The sequence below is a fragment of the Pseudacidovorax sp. DMC4 genome (genome assembly GCF_056314265.1).
The window spans coordinates 1-20,677 of the sequence record NZ_JBQUYR010000007.1 but is presented as its reverse complement, the minus strand read 5'-3'; the positions used below and the strand labels follow the sequence as shown (position 1 = coordinate 20,677).

Here is a 20,677-nt window from a genome sequence, read left to right as displayed (position 1 = left end):
AGTGCAGAAGTCGCGGATTACCCAGCTGACCGTATGTTGGCCGCGAACACAGATCTCACACACACGCTGCACTGGCTGGAAGAGGAGATCCGGCGACACGGGTGTGTTGCGTTGTACTGAGGGCGAGCATTCACTGAAATCCGCGTACGCGGCCTCGTGCATGCCAGACTATTCAGGTCTTTTCGTTATTCTTCAGCACACCGCCGGAACAAGCGGCAGCATCAGATGCGAGTCATACCGCCCACCGGTCAACAGCGTGTTCTCCCCGTGGAAGATCGCGGCCGGCCGGTCGCTGCGGTCCGTGTGCAGGAAGGGCCCCGATCCCTTGCGCGGCCCTGTGGCGCCCTCCCGCTCGAAGTCCTGCGCATCCACGCGCACTGCCAGTCGGTAGCCCGCGGGCAGCACGATGGAGGTGGGCCAGATCTCCACCTCCACGCGGTAGTCGGTGCCGGGCACCATGGGCTCGGCCTCGGTGTGCGTGTGGAAGGGCCGGCCCGGTCGTGACCGGGCCGGGTCCGTCCGGCGGTGCGACACCCGCAGCCAGCCTTGCGCCACCGGCACCTGCGGATCGGTCGCGCCGCGGAACAGCACCTCCTGGCCGTCCGGCGCATAGGCGCGCAGGGTCACGAACAGGTCCATGTCGGTGCAGGTGGCGCGCACCCACAGCACCAGCGACACCGGCCCGGTGAACTCGCTGGCCACGGCCATCGGCGCGCTGGTGAACTGCACACCGCTCCCCGGCGCCCGGTAGCTTGTCTCCGCCGCAGTCGCGACGGGGGCCGCAGACAACGTAAGCGTCTGTGCGTCCAGGTAAAGCGGCGTCCACTGCGTACGTGCCAGCGGCCATTCGTTCTCGGCCCGCTGCTCGAAGTGGTCAGGATGCCGCACCTCCAGCAGCAGGGGCGGCTGCGCGTCCCAGCCGTTGGCCTCGCCCTTGAGGAAGTGGTCGAAGAAGCGCTTCTGCATCTGCACGTACTGCGGCAGGTAGAAGGACTCCCAGTGCGTCCCGCCGTGCATCTGCAGCCACTTCTGCCGAGAGCCGGCGCCCAGGAAGCCCTCGACGTTGCCGCGCAGGTGCAGGCCCATGCCGCCCCAGTTGCCGGCCGACAGCAGCGGCACCTCGATGTCTGCCAGCCGCGCCGTGCGGGCGCGGTACCAGTCGTCCTCGAAGGGATGCGAGCGGAACTCCTCGATCACGTCGACGCGGTTGGCCTCGACCTGCTCGCGGCTGAGCAACGCGCCGGTCATCTGCATCTCGGTCTCGCGGTCGACGAAGGGGCTGGCCGCATGGCCGTTCTGAACCGACAGGATCTGCTTGGGGAACCAGAACTCGAAGAAGAAGTTGCCGAAGATACCGCCATGGTGGCTGGCGTCGCGGTATAGGTCGCTGGCGCCTTCCCACGGGCACATGGCGGCCAGGTGTGACGGCCGCAGCGCGGCCACCTGCCATTGGTTCATGGCGTAGTACGAGATGCCCAGCAGGCCGACCTTGCCGCTGCACCAGGGCTGGGTGCCCACCCATTCGATGCACTCGGCATAGTCGCGTGTTTCCTGTGGCGACCAGACCCAGAGCTTGCCGGGCGACTCGCCCGCGCCCCGGCTGTCCACCACCACCAGGGCATAGCCCCAGGGCACCCAGCGCTCCGGGTCGGCCACCTCCCAGCGCAGATAGCGGCCGGTGCTGCCTTCGGTGTCCAGGCCCGGATAGAGCCGCTTGAGCTCGTCCCACTGCGGCTTGAAGCCATCCTCGAAATGCAGGTCCTTGCCATAGGGACCGTGCGTCATGAGCACGGGCACCGGCGCCCCGCCCTCCGGACGGAACACGTTGGCCTTGAGTTCAGTGCCGTCCTGCAGACGGATGCTGACGTTCTTCTCGACGATCATCGCGGGCCGGTCTCCTCACTGAAACAGCGCCACGGCGCGGGTCCAGCCGGCCGAGCCGCCACGGACCTTGGCCGGAAAGCAGGACACGAAGAAGCCATCGGGCGGCAAGGCCTCGAGGTTGTGCAGCTTCTCGAGGTGGCAATAGCCGATGTCGCGGCCGGCTTTGTGGCCTTCCCAGATGATGGCCGCATCGCCGTCCCGCCGGTAGCGCTCGGCGGTGTACTCGAAGGGCGCGTCCCAGCTCCAGGCATCGGTGCCGGTCACGCGGATGCCGCGCTCCAGCAGATACATGGTGGCCGCATAGCCCATGCCGCAGCCCGCCTGCACGAAGTCGGGCTGGCCGTAGCGGCTGCCCGCGCGGGTGTTGATCATCACGATCTCCAGCGGCTGCAGCGTGTGGCCGATCCGGTCCAGCTCGGCCTGCACGTCGCCGGGCTGGACGATGTAGCCGTCCTCGAAATGCCTGAAGTCCAGCTTCACGCCGGGCTGCATGCACCATTCCAGCGGCACTTGGTCGATGGTGATCGCGGGCTCGCCCTGGTTCATGGTCGATGCGAAGTGCCAGGGCGCATCCAGGTGCGTGCCGTTGTGGGTGCTGAGTTCGACCTTCTCCACCGCCCAGGCCTCGCCATCGGGCAGGTCCCCGGGCCTGAGGCCGGGAAAGAACTGCGACAGCCTGCTGAAGCTCTGCTGGTGGTCCATGTAATGGATCCGCGGCGCGAAGGCCGGCGGGTCGGAGATGACGTCGTTCTCCAGGTAGATGGAGAGGTCCACGATGCGCTTGAACATCAGGCGTCCATTTCGATGCCGAGGGGCGGAAGGATGCGCTGGTAGCGCGCGTATTCCTGCTGCAGGTAGGCCTTGAAGCGCTCCGGCGGCATGCCCGACACCTGGTTGCCGAAGGCCACCATCTTCGACTTGAACTCGGCATCGGCCAGGGTCTTGGCGACGCCGTCGTACAGCGCGGCGAGCACGTCGGGCGGCATCCGCGGTGGGGCGAGCATGCCGATCCACGCGGGCACATCGATCTCGGGCATGCCCAGCTCCGCGAAGGTGGGCACGTTGGGCAGCGTGTCGGCACGCTGCGCACCGGTGATGGCCAGCGCCTTGATCTTGCGCGCCTCGATGTACTGCATCACCGACGACGGCGCGATGAAGGACACGTCGACCACGCCGCTGATCAGGTCCGTGAGCGGCGTGCCCTTGTAGGGCACATGGATGAGCTCGATGCCGGCCTGTTTGGCGAAGAGTGCGCCCACCACGTGGGTGGTGTTGCCGTTGCCCGCCGAGGCGTAGCTGAACCTGCCCGGCTGCTTCTTGGCGGCCGCGACGAAGTCGGCCACGCTGTTGAAGGGGCCGTCGGCCCGGTGCAGCAGGGCGAAGCCGTAGGTGGAATACACCATCGTCAGCGGCGTGAAGCCATCGATGGGGTGGTAGGGCAGCTTCCTCATCAGCACGCCATTGGTCAGGTGCCCGCCGGTGGTCCACAGCACGACGGAGCCGTCGGGCCGGGCCCGCGACACCTCGGCCGCCCCGATGGTGGTGGCCGCGCCGGGCTTGTTGTCGACAAGGCAGGTCCGGCCCGTGACCTTCTGGTAGCTGTCGGCAAAGATGCGGGTCATGCCGTCGAGGGCGCCGCCTGCCGGGAAGGGCATCACGATCCTCAGCATGTCCGGCAGGTTTGACCCAGCCTGCGTCATCGGCACCGCCAGGCCGGCGGCCAGGCCGGCAAGGGCCTCTCTTCGGTTCAGCATCGCTTGTCTCCTTCTGGGCGCCTACGGCGCGTGGGTCCGGTCCCGCAGCCATCGGCCGGCCGCGCCAGTCTAGGCGATTCAAACGCCTGTTTCAATCAAATGTTTTCAGTGGCGTGAATCACGTCCGACGATGACTTCTCTTCCGCCGGCCGCACGCGGTGCTGAGGCAGAATCGCCGCGGCCTGCACGCCGCATCCGCTGGCTTGACGGGGCACCCCAGACCACCACGACCACGCCCATGGCAGCACCCCGCAGCCTTCCGCCCGACAGGATCACCCGGCAGAAGATCATCGATTCGGCGCTCAAGCTGTACGCACAGAACGGCATCGATGGCGTGCCGGTGCGCGCATTGACCACCGATGCGGGCGTGAATGTCGCCGCGGTGCACTACCACTTCGGCAGCACCGAGGCCCTGGCGGAGGCGGTGTTCGGCGAACTCTCCGAGCGCCTCAATGCGCAGCGGGTGATGGCGCTCGAAGCCATCACGGCGGGTGCGGCCCAGGCCGCGCGCAAGCCCGCGGTGAGCGCGATCGTGCGAGCCTTCGTCGCCCCCTATGTTGGACCGGAGGCATCGACCGAGGGCCGGCTGCTTGCCCAGCTGATCCTCAAGCATCGGCTGTCGCCCTCGCCCATGACCGAGCGCGTGGTGGGCAAGCATTTCGATCCCATGGCCAAGAAGTTCGTGGCGGCGCTGTTGCAGGCCCTGCCCGAGGTTCCACCCGGCGTCATGGCGATGCGCTACATGCTGATGGTCAGCACCGTCGTCCTGTCGCTCAGCGACCGTGGCCGCGCGCAGCGCCTGCAACGCCTTGCAGGCAAGAAGGCCGCGAGCGAAGACCTGCAGACCATGGAAGCCGCGCTGGTGGACTTCATCGTGGGCGGCCTGCGGGCGCCGGTGTCAGGACCTTAAGGCTCCGGGCAGTCCGCGGCAATGACCACTTCGGCGCGCGCAGGTGCCGGGGCTGGCGAGCTCCCGTCCAACTGCTAGGGAGGCGTGCCTCAGCCAGTCGCCGTGCGGTCCGGGTCCGAGGCCGGCGTCGTCTCGGCCTGTCGGTTGGCCATGTGTCGGATCACGTCCATGAAGGCCAGCACCGCCGTGCTGGGCGGCTCGCCCTGCAGCGTGATCAGGCCGAAGTCGGGCATGCGGTTGGGGAGATCCGCGGCGATGCGCGTGAGCAGCCCACGCCGCACGTACTTGTCCACCAGGGCGGCGGGCTGCAGCGACAGCATCGTGGTGCTCTGCATCAACTCCAGGGCGAAGAGGAAGGACGGCGTCTCCACGATGCCCGAGGTGAGCGAGAGGCCCGTGCTGCTGAAGATGTCGTCCGACACCCGGCGCAGCGCCGTGGAGGGCGGATAGAGGATCCACGGCCAGTTCGACAGCTCCCTCAGCGAGGGCGCGTTCGGTCCGCGCAACGGATGGTGTACCCCTGCGGTGATCTGCAGCGTCTCGCCGCTCAGGTTCTCGTAGCGGAACTGGTCGCGATGGGCCTCGTCGGTGAAGCGGCCGATCATCACGTCGATCTTGCGTTCGGCCAGCCACACGATCAGCTGGTCGCTGCTCTGTTCCAGCACCTTCACCACCAGCAGTGGCCGCAGGCGCTGCAGTTCGGCCACCGCCGCGATCAGCAGGTGTGCCGCGGAGCCCGAGATGGCGCCGATCGTCAGATGGCCATGGCCGCCCTGCTTCAGGGTGCTGAACTCGTCCACGAACCTGCGGTGGCCGTCCAGCGCGGAATGCGCATAACGCAGGGTGAACAGGCCCAGTTCATTCGGCTGCATGCCGCGTGGCAGGCGATCGAACAGTCGCGCCTCCAGCATCTCTTCGATGTCCACCAGCACCTTGGTGGCGGCCGGTTGTGTGATGTACATCTGCTCGGCCGTCAGCCGCAGATTGCGCGTCTTGCCAAGAATGTCGAGGAACTGCAAATGCCGGAAACGAAGACGAGAGACTTGCGCCAGCAGCGTGGATTTACCGGGCGTCGGGTCTGGACTCATCAGCATTTGGAATGGATGCTAGCGAAAAAGTCAGTGGACCGGCAGGTGGCCGTCACCTAGCCTTCGGGTGCGTCGAGTACGGCTCCACAGAGGGCCGGCGCATCGCGGCAAGGTCGCCGCGCCCCTGCATATTCCATTCTGGAGACATCATGAAGATCAGATCACTGGGCCTGGCGACTGTGCTGCTGGCCGCACTGGCCGGCTCTGCCTTTGCGCAGATCAAGGAGCACGTATTCAAGATCGGCACCGGCCTCAGCGAAGACCATCCGCAGGCCCTGGCCCTCAAGCATTTCGCCGACCGGCTGGCGGCCAAGAGCGGCGGCAAGCTGACGGCGCGGGTCTACGCCAGCGGATCGCTGGGCAACGACCTCAGCATGACCTCAGCCCTGCGCGGCGGCACGCTGGAGATGACGATCCCCGACAGCTCCACGCTGGTGTCGCTGGTCAAGCCCTTCGGCGTGCTGAACCTGCCCATGACCTTCAACAACGAGAAGGAAGCCGACGCGGTGCTGGACGGCCCCTTCGGCCAGAAACTGCTGGCCAAGCTGCCAGAGAAGGGCCTGATTGGCCTGGGCTTCTGGGAGAACGGCTTCCGCCATGTCACCAACTCGCGCCGGCCGGTCCAGCGTGCCGAGGACCTGAGCGGCCTGAAGCTGCGCGTCATCCAGAGCCCCCTGTTCCTCGAAACCTTCAATGCACTGGGCGCCAATGCCACGCCCATGCCCTTCACCGAGCTGTACACGGCGATGGAGCAGGCGGCCGTCGATGGCCAGGAGAACCCGCCGGCCACCATCCTGGCCAGCAAGTTCTACGAAGTGCAGAAGCACCTGGTGCTGTCGCGGCACATGTACAGCGCCTGGGTGCTGCTGATGTCCAAGAAGACCTGGGACGGCCTGTCGCCCGAGGAGCAGAAGATCGTGCAGGACGCGGCGCAGGAAGCCACGCTGTATGAGCGCAAGACCATCCGCGCCTTCTCCGACACGGCCCTGGCCGACCTGAAGAAGGCCGGCATGCAGATCACCGAATTGCCGCCGGCCGAGCAGGCCAAGATGCGCAGCAAGCTGCAGCCGGTGCTGGCCAAGTTCAGCAAGGAATACGGCGAGGACACCACCGCCGAGATGAACGGCGAACTTGCCAAGGTGCGCGGCAGCACCACGGACAGCAAGTAAGTTCCTCGGGCAAGTCTGCCCCGCGGGAAGGAGGCGGCCATGCGGCCGCTTCCTTCGATCCTCCCCTTTCCGACGTCGACCGCCATGGACAACAGAGCTGGTCGCAGCTTTCGCTCGCGCGAATGGTTTGCAGACCCCCATCGCTCCGACATGACGGCGCTCTATCTGGAGCGCTTCATGAACTACGGACTGACACCCGCCGAACTGCGTTCGGGCCGGCCCATCATCGGCATTGCGCAGACGGGCAGCGACCTGTCGCCGTGCAACCGCATCCACCTGGACCTGGCGCGCCGCGTGCGCGACGGCATCCGCGATGCGGGGGGCATTCCGATGGAGTTCCCCGTGCACCCCATCTTCGAGAACTGCCGCCGGCCCACCGCCGCACTCGACCGCAACCTGGCCTACCTGGGCCTGGTCGAGATCCTGTACGGCTATCCCATCGACGCCGTGGTGCTGACCACCGGCTGCGACAAGACCACGCCGGCGGGCATCATGGCCGCGAGCACCGTGGACATTCCGGCCATCGTGCTGTCGGGCGGCCCCATGCTCGACGGCTGGCATGGCGGCGAACTGGTGGGCTCGGGCACGGTGATCTGGCGCAGCCGCCGGCAACTCGCGGCGGGCGAGATCGATGAGGAGGAGTTCCTCCAGCGCGCCTGCAGCAGTGCGCCCTCGGCGGGGCACTGCAACACCATGGGGACGGCGTCGACGATGAATGCCGTCGCCGAGGCGCTCGGTCTCGCGCTGCCGGGCTGTGCCGCCATCCCGGCGCCCTACCGCGAACGCGGCCAGATGGCCTACGAGACCGGCCGCCGCATCGTGGGCATGGCCTTCGAGGACCTGCGGCCCTCACGCATCCTCAGCCGCGAGAGCTTCCTCAACGCCCTGTCGGTGGTCAGCTGCGCGGGCGGCTCCAGCAACGCACAGGTGCACATCATGGCCATGGCCCGCCACGCCGGCGTGGAGCTGCGGCCGCAGGACTGGACGGACCATGCCTACGACCTCCCGCTGCTGCTGGACATGCAGCCCGCCGGCAGGTTCCTGGGCGAGCGCTTCTTCCGCGCCGGCGGCGTGCCGGCGCTGATGTGGGAACTGCAGCAGGCCGGCCGCCTGCATGGCGACTGCGCCAGCGTGACGGGCAAGACCGTGGGCGAGAACGTCCAGGGCCGCGAAAGCACCGATCGCGAAGTCATCCGCCCCTTCGACGCACCGCTGATGACCAAGGCGGGCTTTCTGGTGCTGAGCGGCAATCTCTTCGACTTCGGCATCATGAAGACCTCGGTCATCTCGCGCAGCTTCCGCGAGCGTTACCTGAGCCGGCCGGGCCACGAGGACGTGTTCGAGGCGCGTGCGGTGGTCTTCGATGGCGCCGATGACTACCACGCCCGCATCAACGATCCGGCGCTCGAGATCGACGAAGGCTGCATCCTGGTGATGCGGGGCGCCGGCCCCATCGGCTGGCCGGGCTCGGCGGAGGTGGTCAACATGCAGCCGCCCGATGCCCTGATCCAGCGCGGCATCCAGGCGCTGCCGACGCTCGGTGACGGACGCCAGTCCGGCACGGCCGACAGCCCCTCCATCCTGAACGTGTCGCCCGAAAGCGCCGTGGGCGGCGGCCTGCGCTGGCTCAGGACCGGCGATGTGATCCGTGTCGATCTCAATGCCCGCCGCTGCGACGCCATGGTGTCCGACGAGGAGATCGCCCGGCGCCAGCACGAGCTGCCCGCGCCGCAGTTGCCGCCGAGCCAGTCCCCCTGGGAAGAGATGTACCGCCGCAACACCGGACAGCTGGTGGACGGCGCCACGCTGGACATGGCCCTGAAGTACCGGCGCATCGCCGAACGCACGCCGCGCCACAACCATTGATCACGCCCAAGGAAATCTGAATGACTGTGACAACGACGGCCCTGCCGGAGCGCAGCCCTGCCCTGCACCCCGTGCTGCCGATGGATGGCCTGGCCGGCACGCTCGTGGCCCGTGCCTGGTGCGCCGGCACGCCGGCCGGCCCGGCCGTGGTGGCCCTGCGCCCCGACGGCGTGTTCGACCTGAGCCGCCACTTCGCCACCATGAGCACGCTGCTCGAAAGCGACCGGCCGGCACAGGCGGTGCGCTCGGCGGACGGCGAATACCTGTGCAGCGTCGACGCGCTGCTCGACAACAGCCAAGCCGAAGGCCGGGACCCGGCCCTGCCCTGGCTGCTGGCGCCGTGCGACCTGCAGGTGGTCAAGGCCGCCGGCGTGACCTTCGCCGCCAGCATGATCGAGCGCGTGATCGAGGAGCAGGCCGGCGGCGACGCCAGCCGCGCGCTGGCACTGCGCGGCCAGGTCACGGCCTTGATCGGCACCGACCTGTCCGACATCCGCCCAGGCTCGGCCCAGGCGCAGGCATTGAAGCGCCTGCTGCAGCAGAAGAACCTGTGGTCGCAGTACCTGGAGGTGGGCATCGGGCCCGACGCGGAGGTCTTCACCAAGGCTCCGGTGCTGGCGTCGGTGGGCCATGGCCAGGCCATCGGCATCCGCCCCGAGTCGACCTGGAACAACCCCGAGCCCGAGGTGGTGCTGGCCGTCAACAGCCGCGGCGCCATCGTCGGGGCCGCGCTGGGCAACGACGTCAACCTGCGCGACATCGAAGGCCGCAGCGCGCTGTTGCTGGGCAAGGCCAAGGACAACAACGCGTCCTGCGCCATCGGCCCGTTCATCCGCCTCTTCGACGAGGGCTTCGGCCTGGACCAGCTGCGCAGCGAAACGGTGCACCTGGAGGTGAGCGGCGAGGACGGCTACCTGCTGCGCGGCATCAACACCATGGCCAGCATCAGCCGCGACCCGGAAGAGCTGGTGCACCAGACGACCGCCTGCCACCAGTACCCGGACGGCTTCATGCTGTTCCTGGGCACGCTGTTCGCGCCGGTCGAAGACCGTGACGAGCCCGGCGGCGGCTTCACCCACAAGCTCGGTGACGTGGTGACCATCCACAGCCACTGGCTGGGCCGCCTGCAGAACCGGGTGACGCACTGCGAGGCGGCACCGCCCTGGCAGTTCGGTCTGCGCGCGCTGATCCGCAACCTGGCCGACCGCGGCCTGCTGCAAGGGGCGCGGCTGTGATGGCCGCGTCGCGTCCCGCCCGGAGTTGCGCATGATCGACACCACCATCGCGCGCTTCTGCCGCGCCATCGACATCCTGATCGCCGCCGCGCTCGCCCTCATGGTGGTGCTGGTGTTCGGCAACGTGGTCCTGCGCTACGTCCTCAACTCCGGCATCGCGGTCAGCGAGGAACTGTCGCGCTGGCTGTTCGTCTGGCTGTGCTTCCTGGGTGCCGTGGTCGCGCTGCGCGACGGGGCGCACCTGGGCACCGACATGCTGGTCTCGCGCCTCAGCGCCACGGGCAAGAAGGTCTGCCTGGTGCTGGGCCACCTGCTGATGCTCTACGTGACCTGGCTGTTCCTCACCGGCAGCTGGGTGCAGGCACGGCTGAACCTGGACATGGAGGCGCCGGTGACCGGCGCCCCGGTGGCCATCTTCTATGCCTCGGGCGTGGTCTTCTCCGTACTGGCCGGCCTGCTGCTCCTGCTGCAGCTGGCGCGGGTGCTGACGGGGCGCATCCGCGAGAGCGAGCTCGTGATGGTCAAGGAATCGGAAGAGCAGGCCGAGCTCGAGGCCCTGCAGGCCCAGCTTGCGCGCGACGACGCCGCCCACGACCTCTTCCAATCCCCTCACTCCGGCAGCAAGGCCGGCGGACAGCGCCCATGACCGTCTTCATCTTTCTCGCCAGCCTCGTCGGCGCGATGGCGCTGGGCATTCCCATCGCCTACGCGCTGCTCGCCAGCGGCGTCGCGCTGATGTGGCACCTGGACCTGTTCGATGCCCAGATCCTGGCGCAGAACTTCATCAACGGTGCCGACAGCTTCCCGCTGCTGGCCGTGCCCTTCTTCATGCTGGCCGGCGAGATCATGAACGTGGGCGGGCTGTCGCAGCGCATCGTCAACTTCGCGCTCGCGCTGGTCGGCCATGTCAAGGGCGGGCTCGGCTATGTCGTCGTGCTCGCCGGCTGCCTGCTGTCGGCGCTGTCCGGCTCGGCGGTGGCCGATGCCGCGGCGCTCACGGCCCTGCTGCTGCCGATGATGATCAAGGCCGGGCACAAGAAGGAGGTGTCGGGTGGCCTGATCGCCGCGGCCGGTGTCATCGGCCCCATCATCCCTCCGAGCATCGGCTTCGTCATCTTCGGCGTCACGGCCAACGTGTCGATCAGCAAGCTGTTCATTGCCGGCATCGTCCCCGGCATCCTGATCGGCGCCGGCCTGGCACTGACCTGGTGGTGGCTGGGCCGCAAGGAGACGCTGGTCCTGCCGCCGCGCAAATCGCGCGCCGAAATCTGGGCCGCCGCGCGCGAGTCGGTCTGGGCGCTGATGCTGCCGGTGTTCATCCTCGTGGGCCTGCGCATGGGTGTGTTCACACCCACCGAGGCGGCGGTGGTCGCCGCGGTCTATGCGCTCTTCGTGGGCAACGTGATCTACCGCGAACTGCCGCTGCGCGCGCTCTTCCACATCTTCGTCACGGCGGCACGCACCACGGCGGTGGTGATGTTCCTGGTGGCCGCTGCCATGGTGTCGGCCTGGCTCATCACGGTGGCCGACCTGCCGCAACAGGTGGTGGAGCTGCTGCGTCCGCTGCTGGGCAACCAGACGCTGCTGATGATCGCCATCATGGTGCTGGTCATGGTGGTGGGCACGGCGATGGACATGACGCCGACCATCCTCATCATGACGCCGGTCCTGATGCCGCTGATCAAGGCCGCCGGCATCGACCCCATCTACTTCGGGGTGCTCTTCATCATCAACAACGCCATCGGCCTGGTCACGCCCCCGGTCGGCACGATCCTCAACGTCGTCGCCGGCGTCGGCCGCATGAAGATGGACGAGGTGACCCGCGGCGTGATGCCCTTCATGGCCACGCAGTTCGCGGTGATGTTCCTGTTGGTCCTCTTTCCGCAGTTGGTGCTGGCACCGCTGCGCTGGTTCTATTGACGCGCTGAGTGCATCGACAACACGGGGAGAGATTCCTCTCCCAAATCAAAGGAGACAAGCATGCATCTGACCATCGGATCCCGTCCGGCCGCATCGCGGCCGGGCGCAAAGGCGCCTGACGCCGGGCCGCCCAGCAGGCGGCCTCGAACCGGCGGGCTCGCCGGAAGGACGAAGAGCCGCTCCGGAAGACTCGACGCCAGGCGCCTCCTGGTCGCTCTCGCGGCCGGCGTCGTGGTGACCCAGGGCGCCCTGGCGGCCGAGCGACCCACCGACCCCGCCAGCTGGCCGGCGCTCAAGGACGTCTACAAGAACTACTTCCTGATCGGCAGCACCAATCTCAGCGCCAGCTATTTCGGAACCAATGTGGTGCCGGGCGAGAACTCCACCGCTGCCATGACGCTGAAGCACTTCAACGCGGCGACGCCCAGCAACGCGATGAAGCCGGAGTTCTGGAATGGCGGGAGCAGCAATCCCACCCCGACGTTCCTCACCAATCTGACGTCCGGCATCAACGCCGACATCAGCGCGGCCAACGCGCGCGGCTTCAAGGTCACGGGGCATACCCTGCTCTGGCACAACCAGTCGGCCCAGTGGCCCGCGCCCAACGTCCTGACCTCGACGGGCGGATGGGAAACCCCGTGGGACTACACCACGGCGAAGACCAACCTGGAGTACTACATCCGGACCGTGGCCGGCCATTTCGATCAGGAGCCGTACAAGACCTACGCATGGGACGTAGTCAACGAAGCGTTCAAGGACAACCCCGACAACCCCGCCGACTGGCGCAATGCCCTGAGAACGGGGTACAGCCCCGAGGAGCGCCCGTCGCGCTGGGCCCAGGCCTACGCCAAGGGCGGCAAGAGCTGGGAGTACATGTATGACGCGTTCTTCCATGCGCGCCAGAACACGACGTCGATCCTGAACTACAACGACTTCAACGACAACGAGCGCGCCTCCAAGGCCACGGCCATCGCATCGATGGTCAAGGAGTTCAACCAGCGCTACGCGGCCGAATCGGCCGCGGGCAAGGGGCGCATCCTTCTGGATGCCAAGGGCAATCCCCGGCCGCTGGTCGACGTGATCGGCACGCAGGGTCACTGGGACATGCGGCTCAACATGGACGCCTTCGAGCGGACCATCAAGACCTATCTCGAAGCGGGGGTGAATGTCGACCTGACCGAGCTGGATCTCGCGCCCACGCTGGGCCTGGACAAGGGCCAGCGGATCCAGAACGGCCCCGAGATGGAGGCCTTGTTCAAGGAACAGGGCATCCAGTACGCGAAGCTGTTCAGCCTGCTCAAGGAATATGCCGCCGGCCCGAGCGGCCGCCACCCCGAGTACAAGGGCGGCGTGCACCGTGTGACCTGGTGGGGCATGACGGATCCGGGCTATCACACCAATGGCTATCCGTGGTCCGCCGTGGGCCAGCCGAAGGAGGCGTACTGGGCCACGACCGACCCCGAGCAATACCTCATCGATGCCGGCCTGCCGCCCAACGGGGTCACCGCGACCTTCAGCTACGGCGGGGAAAGCTTCAAAGCCCGGACCTGGGGCGGCAAGAACGCGCAGGCGATGCTCGACATCAACGTGCCGGCCAGCACGAAGAACGTCGTGTTCACACCGGCCAACGTCGCGCTTCCGGCAGGGTTCGCCGTCGAGAGCATGAAGTTCAACCCGCCCGATTGCGCGGTGAGCCCCGGCAAGCCGTGCCATGTGACGGTGACGGCGCGGGGCCCCACGCCGGCCACCACGGCCGTGGAGAACACGGCGACCTTCGTCGTGTCCTTCGGCAAGATGACCGTCGGATGGATGGACGCGTACAACGCCCTGGAAGCCCCCCTGTCCTATGCCGACGTCCGCTTCAGCGACGGCGTGACGACCTTCAGGCAGTACAAGACCTCCTATGGCAGCGACGGCATGGCGAGAGCATCCGGCGTCGTGGAAACGAAGCCGGTGCCCAAGCATGGGCGCACCACGCTCGTCCTGTCGCCGCAGGACGTCATCGCCGGACCGACGGGCCTGAAGCTGCAGAAGGACGCGTCCACGGAGAAGGCCTGGCGGCTCGTCACGCGATTCGAGCCCGGCCGGACCTACATGGTGGTGTCTGGCGAGTCCGACTTCAACGGGAAGATGCAGCCTGCGGCATTGACCAACAGGACCAAGCCCGCCACCGCGGCTTCGCCGGAGTCGCTGTCGCGCACGCCGGTCACCCTGCGGGGCGACATCCTCGTGCCGTCGCGCAGCGCGAATGCGCCCGACACCGAGCCGGCCCTGTCGCAGGACAACCTCAAGTTCGTCTTCGAGGAGGCGAAGAGCCCTGCCGCAGGCCCCTACGCGAGCCAGGAGGGGCACACCATGCAGAGCTTCATCCATGGCACCAACGTCTATCCGCAGATCGTCTTCCGGGGCAACGGAGCGACCGGCACCGTCGTGGCGGGCCGGAACTCGCTGATCACGCGCCAGACGAACGGGCAGGAGGGTTCGCAGATCGCCGAAAGGAACCTGGACCAGGCGGTGTGGTTCAACACGCCCATCGATCCGGAAAGCGGCGAGATGAAGATGTTCCTCTACACCGAGAAGGACGGCGTCAAGCAGCATTACGTCCTGAAGGACGTGGTCGATGGCGAGACGCCCAACCGCGACGCCGGCAACGCCATCAGCCAGCGGCAGGGCTCCGTCGGCGGGTTCGTCGCCGTGCAGGCGGAGAGCCCCAAGGAAGGCACGAGCGTCAAGCTCTATGCCTACGACGTCGCCGCCTATGCAGTCGAGGATGAGCCGACCACCCCGACCACCCCGACCACCCCGACGACGCCGACGACACCGCCGAGCACGGAGCCCACGCAGCCGGTGATGCCGATCGCCTCGCCTTTCAGCAGGAAGGGGGGTGCGCTGGACCTGGGTGACCTCGCCCTGGTGCTGGCCGGCCTCGTCGCACTGGGGGTGGCTCGCCGCCGGCGCCGGACCTGACGCCGTCAGGCCCGGGCCTGCCGCAGGCGGCTCCACGCCGCCTGCAGCAGGCAGAGCAGCAGTGCGCAGAGCGCGCCGTACAGGTGCGCCTCGACCATCACCTCGCCGCCGATCCACGAGGGCTGCGCGTCGGAGTGCGGTGGGATGAGTTGCCAGCCCAGGCGCGCGACGACCACCGCCAGGCCGATCCAGGCCCAGCGATCGCCCTGCCAGGCACGCGGCGCCAGCACCCAGATGAACAAGCCATAGAGCACACCCGAGAGGCCCGCGTAGTTCGTGGCCCCGGGCGATGCGACCACCAGCAGGGCCCCCACGCCCAAGGCCAGCGCCACGATCACGGCAGTCCACGCGCGCCAGCTGCGGGTGCCCGCCGCGAGCGCGGCGCACAGCGCCAGGCCGCCGGCATTCATCAGGCAGTGCGCCCAGCCCAGGTGCACCGCATGCGCAGACAGCAATCGCCAGGACTGTCCGTCGAGCACGCGCGCGCGCTCGTAGCGCAACGCTTCGTACACCGGCTCGCCGCCGGCCTGCAAGGCCAGCATCAGGCCTGCAAGAGCGGCGGGAACGAGCCAGTGGGCAGGGGACCGCAGGGGGGATATCGCCGGGTGCGCGGCCCCTTCAGGGGTTCGAGGCATGGGCCATGGAGCGACACCAGGGGTGCGCAAGGAATGAGGGAAACCGGGTCACTGTAGCCTGCCAGCGGGCCCGCGCAAGCCATGGACAATCGCCCGCCATGCCCGGAGACAACCCCACCCCTCACCACGCGCCCCGCCCCATCCTCATCGCTGGCGGCGGCATCGGTGGCATGGCCACCGCGCTCACCCTCCATCAGATCGGCGTGCCGTGCATCGTCTTCGAGACCGTGCCCGAGCTTCAGCCCCTGGGCGTCGGCATCAACCTGCAGCCCAACGCCGTACGCGAGCTGCACGACCTGGGCTTCGGCAACGACGTGCTCGACACCATCGGCCTGCAGGCGCGCGAATGGGCGCTGGTGGGCCGCAACGGCAACGAGGTCTATGCCGAGCCGCGCGGTCTGGCCGCCGGCTACCGCTGGCCGCAGTACTCGGTGCATCGCGGACAGCTGCAGATGTTGCTGTTCGATGCCGTGCGCGCGCGACTGGGCGACGATGCCGTGCGCCTGGGCCAGCGCGTGACCGGCTATCGGCAGGATGCCGATGGCGTCACGGCCCTGATCGAGACACGCGACGGCAGGCGGGAGGAAGTGGCAGGCTCGCTGCTGATCGCGGCCGACGGCCTGCATTCGGCGGTGCGGGCGCAGATGCATCCCACGCAGCCGCCCATCCAGTGGGGCGGCGCCATCATGTGGCGCGGCACCACGCCGGGCGTGCCGGTGCGCACCGGCGCGTCATTCGTGGGCGTGGGCTCGCTCAAGCACCGGGTGGTGCTCTATCCCATCTCTCCGCCCGATTCGGCCATGGGGCTGGCCACCATCAACTGGATCGCCGAGATCACGGTCGACAACCAGGGCGGCTGGCCGCAGGGCGACTGGAACCGGCGCGTGCAGCTCGATGACTTCATCCACCACTTCGAAGGCTGGAAGTACAGCTGGATCGACGTGCCCACCATGCTGCGTGGGGCCAAGGACGTCTTCGAGTACCCCATGATCGACCGCGACCCGGTGCCCACCTGGGTCGACGGCCGCGTCGCGCTGCTGGGCGATGCGGCGCATGTGATGTACCCCGTGGGCTCCAACGGCGCCAGCCAGGCCATCGTGGATGCGCGGGTGCTGGGCGCGCAGCTCATCGCCCATGGCGTGGGGCCGCAGGCGCTGCGGGCCTACGACGACAGGCTGTGCCAGGACATCTCGGCGCTGGTGCTGCGCAACCGCGGCGCCGGGCCGTTCGGCCTGCTGGGATTGGTGGACGAGCGCTGCGGCGGCGTGTTCGACCACATCGACGAGGTGCTGCCGCGCGAGGAACGCGAGGCCTTCATGGCGCGCTACAAGGCAGCCGCAGGTTTTGCCATAGAGACGCTCAACGCCGCGCCGCCGACCATCGCACCAGGGCAGCGCGTGGCGGCAAACTAGAGCGGACGTCAGTTGCCAACGCGCGGTTCGATCGATCCCTCGACGGCCGGGCGTTGAAGGCGATCGTGCCCCTCATTTCGTCAGGTCGCCTTCGTAGGCGGTGATGCGCCCCCTGTGCTCCTGCCTGCCCGCACCAGCCAGGATTCGACACTCGTCGCCGCAACGCGGGCAACGTACCAAGCAGTCCTGGGCAGTAACGGAAATGCCATGCGCCTTCATGTCCAGTGCCGTGATCACTTCGCCACCATGATCGATGGGGTCGCCCAGCCGGACCACTGCCCGGCCGCTTACGTCACGCATCACTGTCCTCTCGAAGGGGTGGCAGCTCGGTCAAGTTGTCGAATGCCAGCGAGGCCGCTGCAATCGGCGTCCGGCCATTTGGCTGCTTTGGTGTAGCGCTGGCGGCGAAGTCAGCTCTTCTTCTTGGAGCCGAACATCCGCTCGATTTCCTCGGCCATGGGATCGGGGCCGACCCATTGCCACCAGGCGGGCTGTGTCACAACGCGGCCGGTATCAGGATCCTGCCCGTTCAGGACAGGGAACCATCCGTCATCGCCGAGGCTTTGGATGCGCCGCTGCACGGGAATAACAGTATTCAGTGCGTCGTCGGCGAAGAAGCCAAGCCAGCGGCCGTCCTTGGGAACCCGCTGGCCCGTCCTGGGCATGTCGCCGAACTTCTTCTGATCGCGCTCGCGCAGTTGCTCGGAAGTGAGGTAGTCGCGGCGGATTTCTAGGCGCACCATCTCCCGCGCTGTGTACGGGTCCTGGTCTCGCGGTTTGGTGTAGTCCAGCACCGCCTTCACTATGTAAGGTGCATAGGGCGGATTCAGGATGTCGTATTCGAAGAACGCAGGCTGGTGCACGATACCTAGCTGCATGATCACTTCGGGGGGATAGAGGTTGCCTCCATCCTGAAGCCATCCTGGCGCGACCTTGAGTCTCAGTAGTTGCTCCAGACGCTCGCGGTCAAGGTCCATCGGCGGACTGAACTCGATCTGGAAGTGATAGGGCTCCACCTTGCCCTGCTCGTCGGTCGTGCCGAGCATGTAGATGCTGGTCCATTGATTGAGAAAGCATGCATTGAAGGCGAAGTTGGTCCCGCCCCGGTATGCTTGGCCACTCACGATGGCTGGCTTTTTGCGCTTGATCGGGACCAGCCGCGACAACATCTCGAACGGTGCGTCCCCTCGAATCACCTTCATCGCCGCCGCAACGAATTCGACCAGCCGTTCCCGCTGCATGTCGTCATAGCGGAAGTTGTCGTAGACGGCTTGGGCGGCGCGCAGTTCTGCCTCGGTGGCTGCACGCCGTTGGGCCTTCTCATCGGGTGTCATGACTTTCCTTTTCTCCTGAGGGTCGACCAGCCGCAGTGGTTGCGATGTCGAACAGTCTTGTGCAAAAGCCGGGCTGAGGCAGAGCAGCGCCAGGAGCGCCGTTCCACAGATGCTTGACCACCTCCTCGCAAGCGAAGCTGTCCTCCTCCCAGGGTCGCATGCGATAGCCGAGGCTGCCCGGCTCTGCCGTAGCCATCTGGTCCACATCGATGGGCTTGCCGCCCAACCCCACGTCTTGAAGCAATTCATAGGCGGCCTTTCTTGCCAAGGGAATCTCGGTTCGCAGGACGTCGGGCAGGTAGCCCGGTCGGTCCGGCTTCTTCTTGTTCGCGCTGTCGAAGTAGCAGAGCAACTGGTAGTACATGGCAATGACCATGCGATGCAGGCCCACCAGCGCGCTGGGTTCGTTGGGGAGTGGGGTCTTCGCTGCCAGGGCGTGATACTTCGGCGGCATCAAGGTGGCCCAGATGAGCTGGATGTTGGGCAGATGCACGTAGTCGAACGGATGCTGCTGCACCAGGGCCGACATCCAGAAGTACTGCTGCGCGTGTCGGGCCTCGTGGTAGATCGTGCTGGCGAATTCGCGCACGGCATCGCCGACGTCATCGCCGTCCTTCGCGGCTTTGAGGATCGAAAGAATCCCACCCTTGTAGCCTACGAGCAGCCACTTCTGCGGGAGCATGACGCCCTTGAGATCCAGGTTGTCGAAGTCTGTGAGGCCCAGTGCCTGAGCCTCCTTGTCGGTCGGTATCGCGATGCGTGGCATCGCATCCGCAGGCAGTCCGAATGCTCCCTTGGCGAGGGCCTTCGGCAGTTCAGCCTGGAATAGCGTCTGAACGAACTCCATGTTCCCTTCGTCCAGTGGCCATTTCCCGCCCCGCCAGGAAATCCTCATCAACACCGGCTTCACCGCCTCCACATACGCCCGGGCCACCGGATAGTCCCCCTGCCCCGAGGCCCCCTTGGGCTCATGCTGGCGCATCCCCCAGTTGTTCGGATCGCAGCTCGCATACACCGGCGCCTTGCTCTGGCCGGTGGCCTCGTCCGCATTGGGCTTGAGCCCCTTGCCACCGACCGCCTGGACCTTGCGCTCGCGCTTCTCGGACACGGGCGCATAGTCCTGGTCGGCTGGCGTGTACACCGTGGGCGCATAGCGGGCCAGCACGCCGTCCTCGCTGTGTCGCAGCAGCTCGACGCTGGCGACCTGGGGCACCATGCTGCGCGCCACGTCGGTCTCGCCCGCGTCGTTGGTCACGCCTTCCACCGTGCGGCCGCCGCCGAAGACGATGCGGTATTTCTGTTGCGCCAGCCGCAGGCCGCTGGCATGTTCGAGCAGCACGAACTGCTCCTCGAAGTGGCGCTGCGTCGCGGCTTTCCCCGGCATGGAGTCGGCCACGTCCCGTCGGGGCGGGGGTGCGCCGTGGTGCTGGTCGACGCTCAACGGCCCCATCTGCACATGCGAGGCCGCATGCTCCACCCAGGTGCCGGACGTGCCGTGGGTGATGCCGGCATTGCTCCATTCGGTGAAGCTGCCGCCGCCGTTGACCGTCACGCTCACCGGGGCCGAGATGACGATGCTGCCGGTGGTGCTGCGGATGGTCACGCCCTGGCGGGCCAGGGCCTGCACGGCATCGCGCTGCGCCTGGATGCGCACCGGCCCCTCGCCCACGATCCACTTCATGCCGGCCCTGCGCGCGAACACGCGAAGGCCCTGCTTGGCGGCGACCAGCCAGCGCCGGCCCACGCTCAGGCTGGTGTGGCCCTCGCTGGTCAGGGCCACATGCTCGCCCCCCTGCAGGTGCAGGCTCTGCGCGGTGGTGGCGGCCAGGCCTGCCGCGCTGGCCAGCACCAAGTGCGGCTGCTGCAGTTCCGGAAAGCGCCGCTGCGCCGCATCGGCCTGGCCTTCGCCCTGGATGTCGGACGCCTGCCGGGCCAGCCGCTGTGCCACGGCGTCCTGGTCGGCGCCCCTTTCCTGCGCCTTGGCGATGCTGGCGGCATCGGCCAGGCCCTCGTGCTGGCGCGTGGCCGCCTTCAGGCGCGCGGCGGTCTCGCCCAGGCTCTTGGCATGTTCGGCGGCGTTGGCCCGCCCTTCGGTGGTGATCAGCATCCCGTCCTTGGCGCGCAGCACGCCGTGCCCATCGGTGCGCAGCTCGAAGCCTTCGCCACGCGCGTCCTTGCGGCCCTGGTTGTCCTCGATGCGCGTGATCGCCCCCAGGCTCAGGCTGGAGTGCTGGTGGTCGCTCTTCAGCTGGGCCTGGATCTGCCCGGCCGTGTCGTCCATCACCAGGTGGTTGCTGCGTCCGGCCGCGCTATTGCCGCCGCCGTCGGTCAGCTCGCGGCTGCGAAAGCCGCTGAGTGCGGCTTGCTGCGGCAGTTGCCAGGGCGGCAGGTTCAGCTGGTTGTGCACCCGGCCTGTGCAGATGGGCAGGTCCGGATCGCCGCCGAGGAAGTCGACGACCACCTCCTGCCCGATGCGCGGGAGGTGCACGCCGCCCAGCTGGTT

Annotated in this window: 16 protein-coding genes; 8 read left to right on the top strand and 8 right to left on the bottom strand. The window is 67.5% G+C overall.

What is annotated here, in order from left to right; translation table 11 throughout:
- Positions 1 to 192: 192 nt before the first annotated feature.
- Genes ACT54X_RS14075 through ACT54X_RS14065 form a run of 3 tightly spaced genes read right to left on the bottom strand, consistent with a single transcriptional unit; the run spans position 193 to position 3,638 of the window.
- Positions 193 to 1,884: a CocE/NonD family hydrolase gene (locus ACT54X_RS14075; RefSeq protein ID WP_476347137.1), complete on the bottom strand. Its 1,692-nt coding sequence runs from the start codon at positions 1,882 to 1,884 to the stop codon at positions 193 to 195.
- Positions 1,885 to 1,899: 15 nt separating this feature from the next.
- Positions 1,900 to 2,673, bottom strand: coding sequence for a cyclase family protein (locus ACT54X_RS14070; protein WP_476347135.1), 774 nt, complete (start codon positions 2,671 to 2,673; stop codon positions 1,900 to 1,902).
- Entirely contained in the window at positions 2,673 to 3,638 is a 966-nt protein-coding gene (locus ACT54X_RS14065) for a tripartite tricarboxylate transporter substrate binding protein (protein WP_294374197.1), read from the bottom strand. The genes ACT54X_RS14070 and ACT54X_RS14065 overlap by 1 nt, the downstream gene beginning before the upstream one ends.
- A gap of 238 nt (positions 3,639 to 3,876) precedes the next feature.
- On the opposite strand from ACT54X_RS14065, the gene ACT54X_RS14060 reads away from it, so the two are divergent.
- Complete coding sequence (locus ACT54X_RS14060) at positions 3,877 to 4,548, top strand: TetR/AcrR family transcriptional regulator (protein WP_294374194.1); 672 nt, start codon at positions 3,877 to 3,879, stop codon at positions 4,546 to 4,548.
- Positions 4,549 to 4,637: 89 nt separating this feature from the next.
- Here the strand turns inward: ACT54X_RS14060 and ACT54X_RS14055 are convergent, their stop codons facing one another.
- Entirely contained in the window at positions 4,638 to 5,636 is a 999-nt protein-coding gene (locus tag ACT54X_RS14055; protein WP_294374191.1) for a LysR family transcriptional regulator, read from the bottom strand.
- Between the two features lie 149 nt (positions 5,637 to 5,785).
- On the opposite strand from ACT54X_RS14055, the gene ACT54X_RS14050 reads away from it, so the two are divergent.
- The 6 genes from ACT54X_RS14050 to ACT54X_RS14025 all read left to right on the top strand — a co-directional run bounded on the left by ACT54X_RS14050 (position 5,786) and on the right by ACT54X_RS14025 (position 14,793).
- Complete coding sequence (locus ACT54X_RS14050; protein ID WP_294374188.1) at positions 5,786 to 6,805, top strand: TRAP transporter substrate-binding protein; 1,020 nt, start codon at positions 5,786 to 5,788, stop codon at positions 6,803 to 6,805.
- Positions 6,806 to 6,889: 84 nt separating this feature from the next.
- Positions 6,890 to 8,671 (top strand): IlvD/Edd family dehydratase, encoded by a 1,782-nt coding sequence (locus tag ACT54X_RS14045; protein ID WP_476347131.1) that lies wholly within the window; start codon positions 6,890 to 6,892, stop codon positions 8,669 to 8,671.
- 20 nt (positions 8,672 to 8,691) lie between these two features.
- On the top strand, positions 8,692 to 9,906 hold the full coding sequence (locus ACT54X_RS14040; RefSeq protein WP_294374182.1) for a fumarylacetoacetate hydrolase family protein: 1,215 nt from the start codon (positions 8,692 to 8,694) through the stop codon (positions 9,904 to 9,906).
- Positions 9,907 to 9,937: 31 nt separating this feature from the next.
- On the top strand, positions 9,938 to 10,552 hold the full coding sequence (locus ACT54X_RS14035) for a TRAP transporter small permease (RefSeq protein ID WP_294374179.1): 615 nt from the start codon (positions 9,938 to 9,940) through the stop codon (positions 10,550 to 10,552).
- Positions 10,549 to 11,826, top strand: a complete 1,278-nt coding sequence (locus ACT54X_RS14030) for a TRAP transporter large permease subunit (RefSeq protein WP_476347130.1) — start codon at positions 10,549 to 10,551, stop codon at positions 11,824 to 11,826. The genes ACT54X_RS14035 and ACT54X_RS14030 overlap by 4 nt, the downstream gene beginning before the upstream one ends.
- A 60-nt stretch (positions 11,827 to 11,886) precedes the next feature.
- Positions 11,887 to 14,793 (top strand): endo-1,4-beta-xylanase, encoded by a 2,907-nt coding sequence (locus ACT54X_RS14025; protein WP_476347128.1) that lies wholly within the window; start codon positions 11,887 to 11,889, stop codon positions 14,791 to 14,793.
- A gap of 5 nt (positions 14,794 to 14,798) precedes the next feature.
- On the opposite strand, the gene rrtA is transcribed toward ACT54X_RS14025, so the two are convergent.
- Entirely contained in the window at positions 14,799 to 15,335 is a 537-nt protein-coding gene (gene rrtA / locus ACT54X_RS14020; RefSeq protein WP_476347126.1) for a rhombosortase, read from the bottom strand.
- A 191-nt stretch (positions 15,336 to 15,526) separates the two neighbouring features.
- On the opposite strand from rrtA, the gene ACT54X_RS14015 reads away from it, so the two are divergent.
- On the top strand, positions 15,527 to 16,840 hold the full coding sequence (locus ACT54X_RS14015) for a flavin-dependent oxidoreductase (RefSeq protein WP_476347124.1): 1,314 nt from the start codon (positions 15,527 to 15,529) through the stop codon (positions 16,838 to 16,840).
- Positions 16,841 to 16,912: 72 nt separating this feature from the next.
- On the opposite strand, the gene ACT54X_RS14010 is transcribed toward ACT54X_RS14015, so the two are convergent.
- The 3 genes from ACT54X_RS14010 to ACT54X_RS14000 form a co-directional block, all read right to left on the bottom strand.
- Complete coding sequence (locus tag ACT54X_RS14010) at positions 16,913 to 17,140, bottom strand: PAAR domain-containing protein (RefSeq protein WP_476347122.1); 228 nt, start codon at positions 17,138 to 17,140, stop codon at positions 16,913 to 16,915.
- 110 nt (positions 17,141 to 17,250) lie between these two features.
- Positions 17,251 to 18,174, bottom strand: a complete 924-nt coding sequence (locus ACT54X_RS14005) for a hypothetical protein (RefSeq protein ID WP_354320932.1) — start codon at positions 18,172 to 18,174, stop codon at positions 17,251 to 17,253.
- Positions 18,161 to 20,677, bottom strand: a 2,517-nt coding sequence (locus ACT54X_RS14000) for a DUF2345 domain-containing protein (RefSeq protein ID WP_476347119.1), incomplete at its 5' end; no start/stop codon positions are given. The genes ACT54X_RS14005 and ACT54X_RS14000, both read right to left, overlap by 14 nt.

What these genes read in the sequence shown, in the direction of transcription:
- ACT54X_RS14005 (WP_354320932.1), bottom strand. Translation starts at nt 18,174, where the DNA reads ATGACACCCGATGAGAAGGCCCAACGGCGTGCAGCCACCGAGGCAGAA.
- ACT54X_RS14025 (WP_476347128.1), top strand. Translation starts at nt 11,887, where the DNA reads ATGCATCTGACCATCGGATCCCGTCCGGCCGCATCGCGGCCGGGCGCA.
- ACT54X_RS14065 (WP_294374197.1), bottom strand. Translation starts at nt 3,638, where the DNA reads ATGCTGAACCGAAGAGAGGCCCTTGCCGGCCTGGCCGCCGGCCTGGCG.
- ACT54X_RS14030 (WP_476347130.1), top strand. Translation starts at nt 10,549, where the DNA reads ATGACCGTCTTCATCTTTCTCGCCAGCCTCGTCGGCGCGATGGCGCTG.
- ACT54X_RS14055 (WP_294374191.1), bottom strand. Translation starts at nt 5,636, where the DNA reads ATGAGTCCAGACCCGACGCCCGGTAAATCCACGCTGCTGGCGCAAGTC.
- ACT54X_RS14060 (WP_294374194.1), top strand. Translation starts at nt 3,877, where the DNA reads ATGGCAGCACCCCGCAGCCTTCCGCCCGACAGGATCACCCGGCAGAAG.
- ACT54X_RS14035 (WP_294374179.1), top strand. Translation starts at nt 9,938, where the DNA reads ATGATCGACACCACCATCGCGCGCTTCTGCCGCGCCATCGACATCCTG.
- ACT54X_RS14070 (WP_476347135.1), bottom strand. Translation starts at nt 2,673, where the DNA reads ATGTTCAAGCGCATCGTGGACCTCTCCATCTACCTGGAGAACGACGTC.
- ACT54X_RS14050 (WP_294374188.1), top strand. Translation starts at nt 5,786, where the DNA reads ATGAAGATCAGATCACTGGGCCTGGCGACTGTGCTGCTGGCCGCACTG.
- ACT54X_RS14010 (WP_476347122.1), bottom strand. Translation starts at nt 17,140, where the DNA reads ATGCGTGACGTAAGCGGCCGGGCAGTGGTCCGGCTGGGCGACCCCATC.
- rrtA (WP_476347126.1), bottom strand. Translation starts at nt 15,335, where the DNA reads ATGCTGGCCTTGCAGGCCGGCGGCGAGCCGGTGTACGAAGCGTTGCGC.
- ACT54X_RS14045 (WP_476347131.1), top strand. Translation starts at nt 6,890, where the DNA reads ATGGACAACAGAGCTGGTCGCAGCTTTCGCTCGCGCGAATGGTTTGCA.
- ACT54X_RS14075 (WP_476347137.1), bottom strand. Translation starts at nt 1,884, where the DNA reads ATGATCGTCGAGAAGAACGTCAGCATCCGTCTGCAGGACGGCACTGAA.
- ACT54X_RS14040 (WP_294374182.1), top strand. Translation starts at nt 8,692, where the DNA reads ATGACTGTGACAACGACGGCCCTGCCGGAGCGCAGCCCTGCCCTGCAC.
- ACT54X_RS14015 (WP_476347124.1), top strand. Translation starts at nt 15,527, where the DNA reads ATGCCCGGAGACAACCCCACCCCTCACCACGCGCCCCGCCCCATCCTC.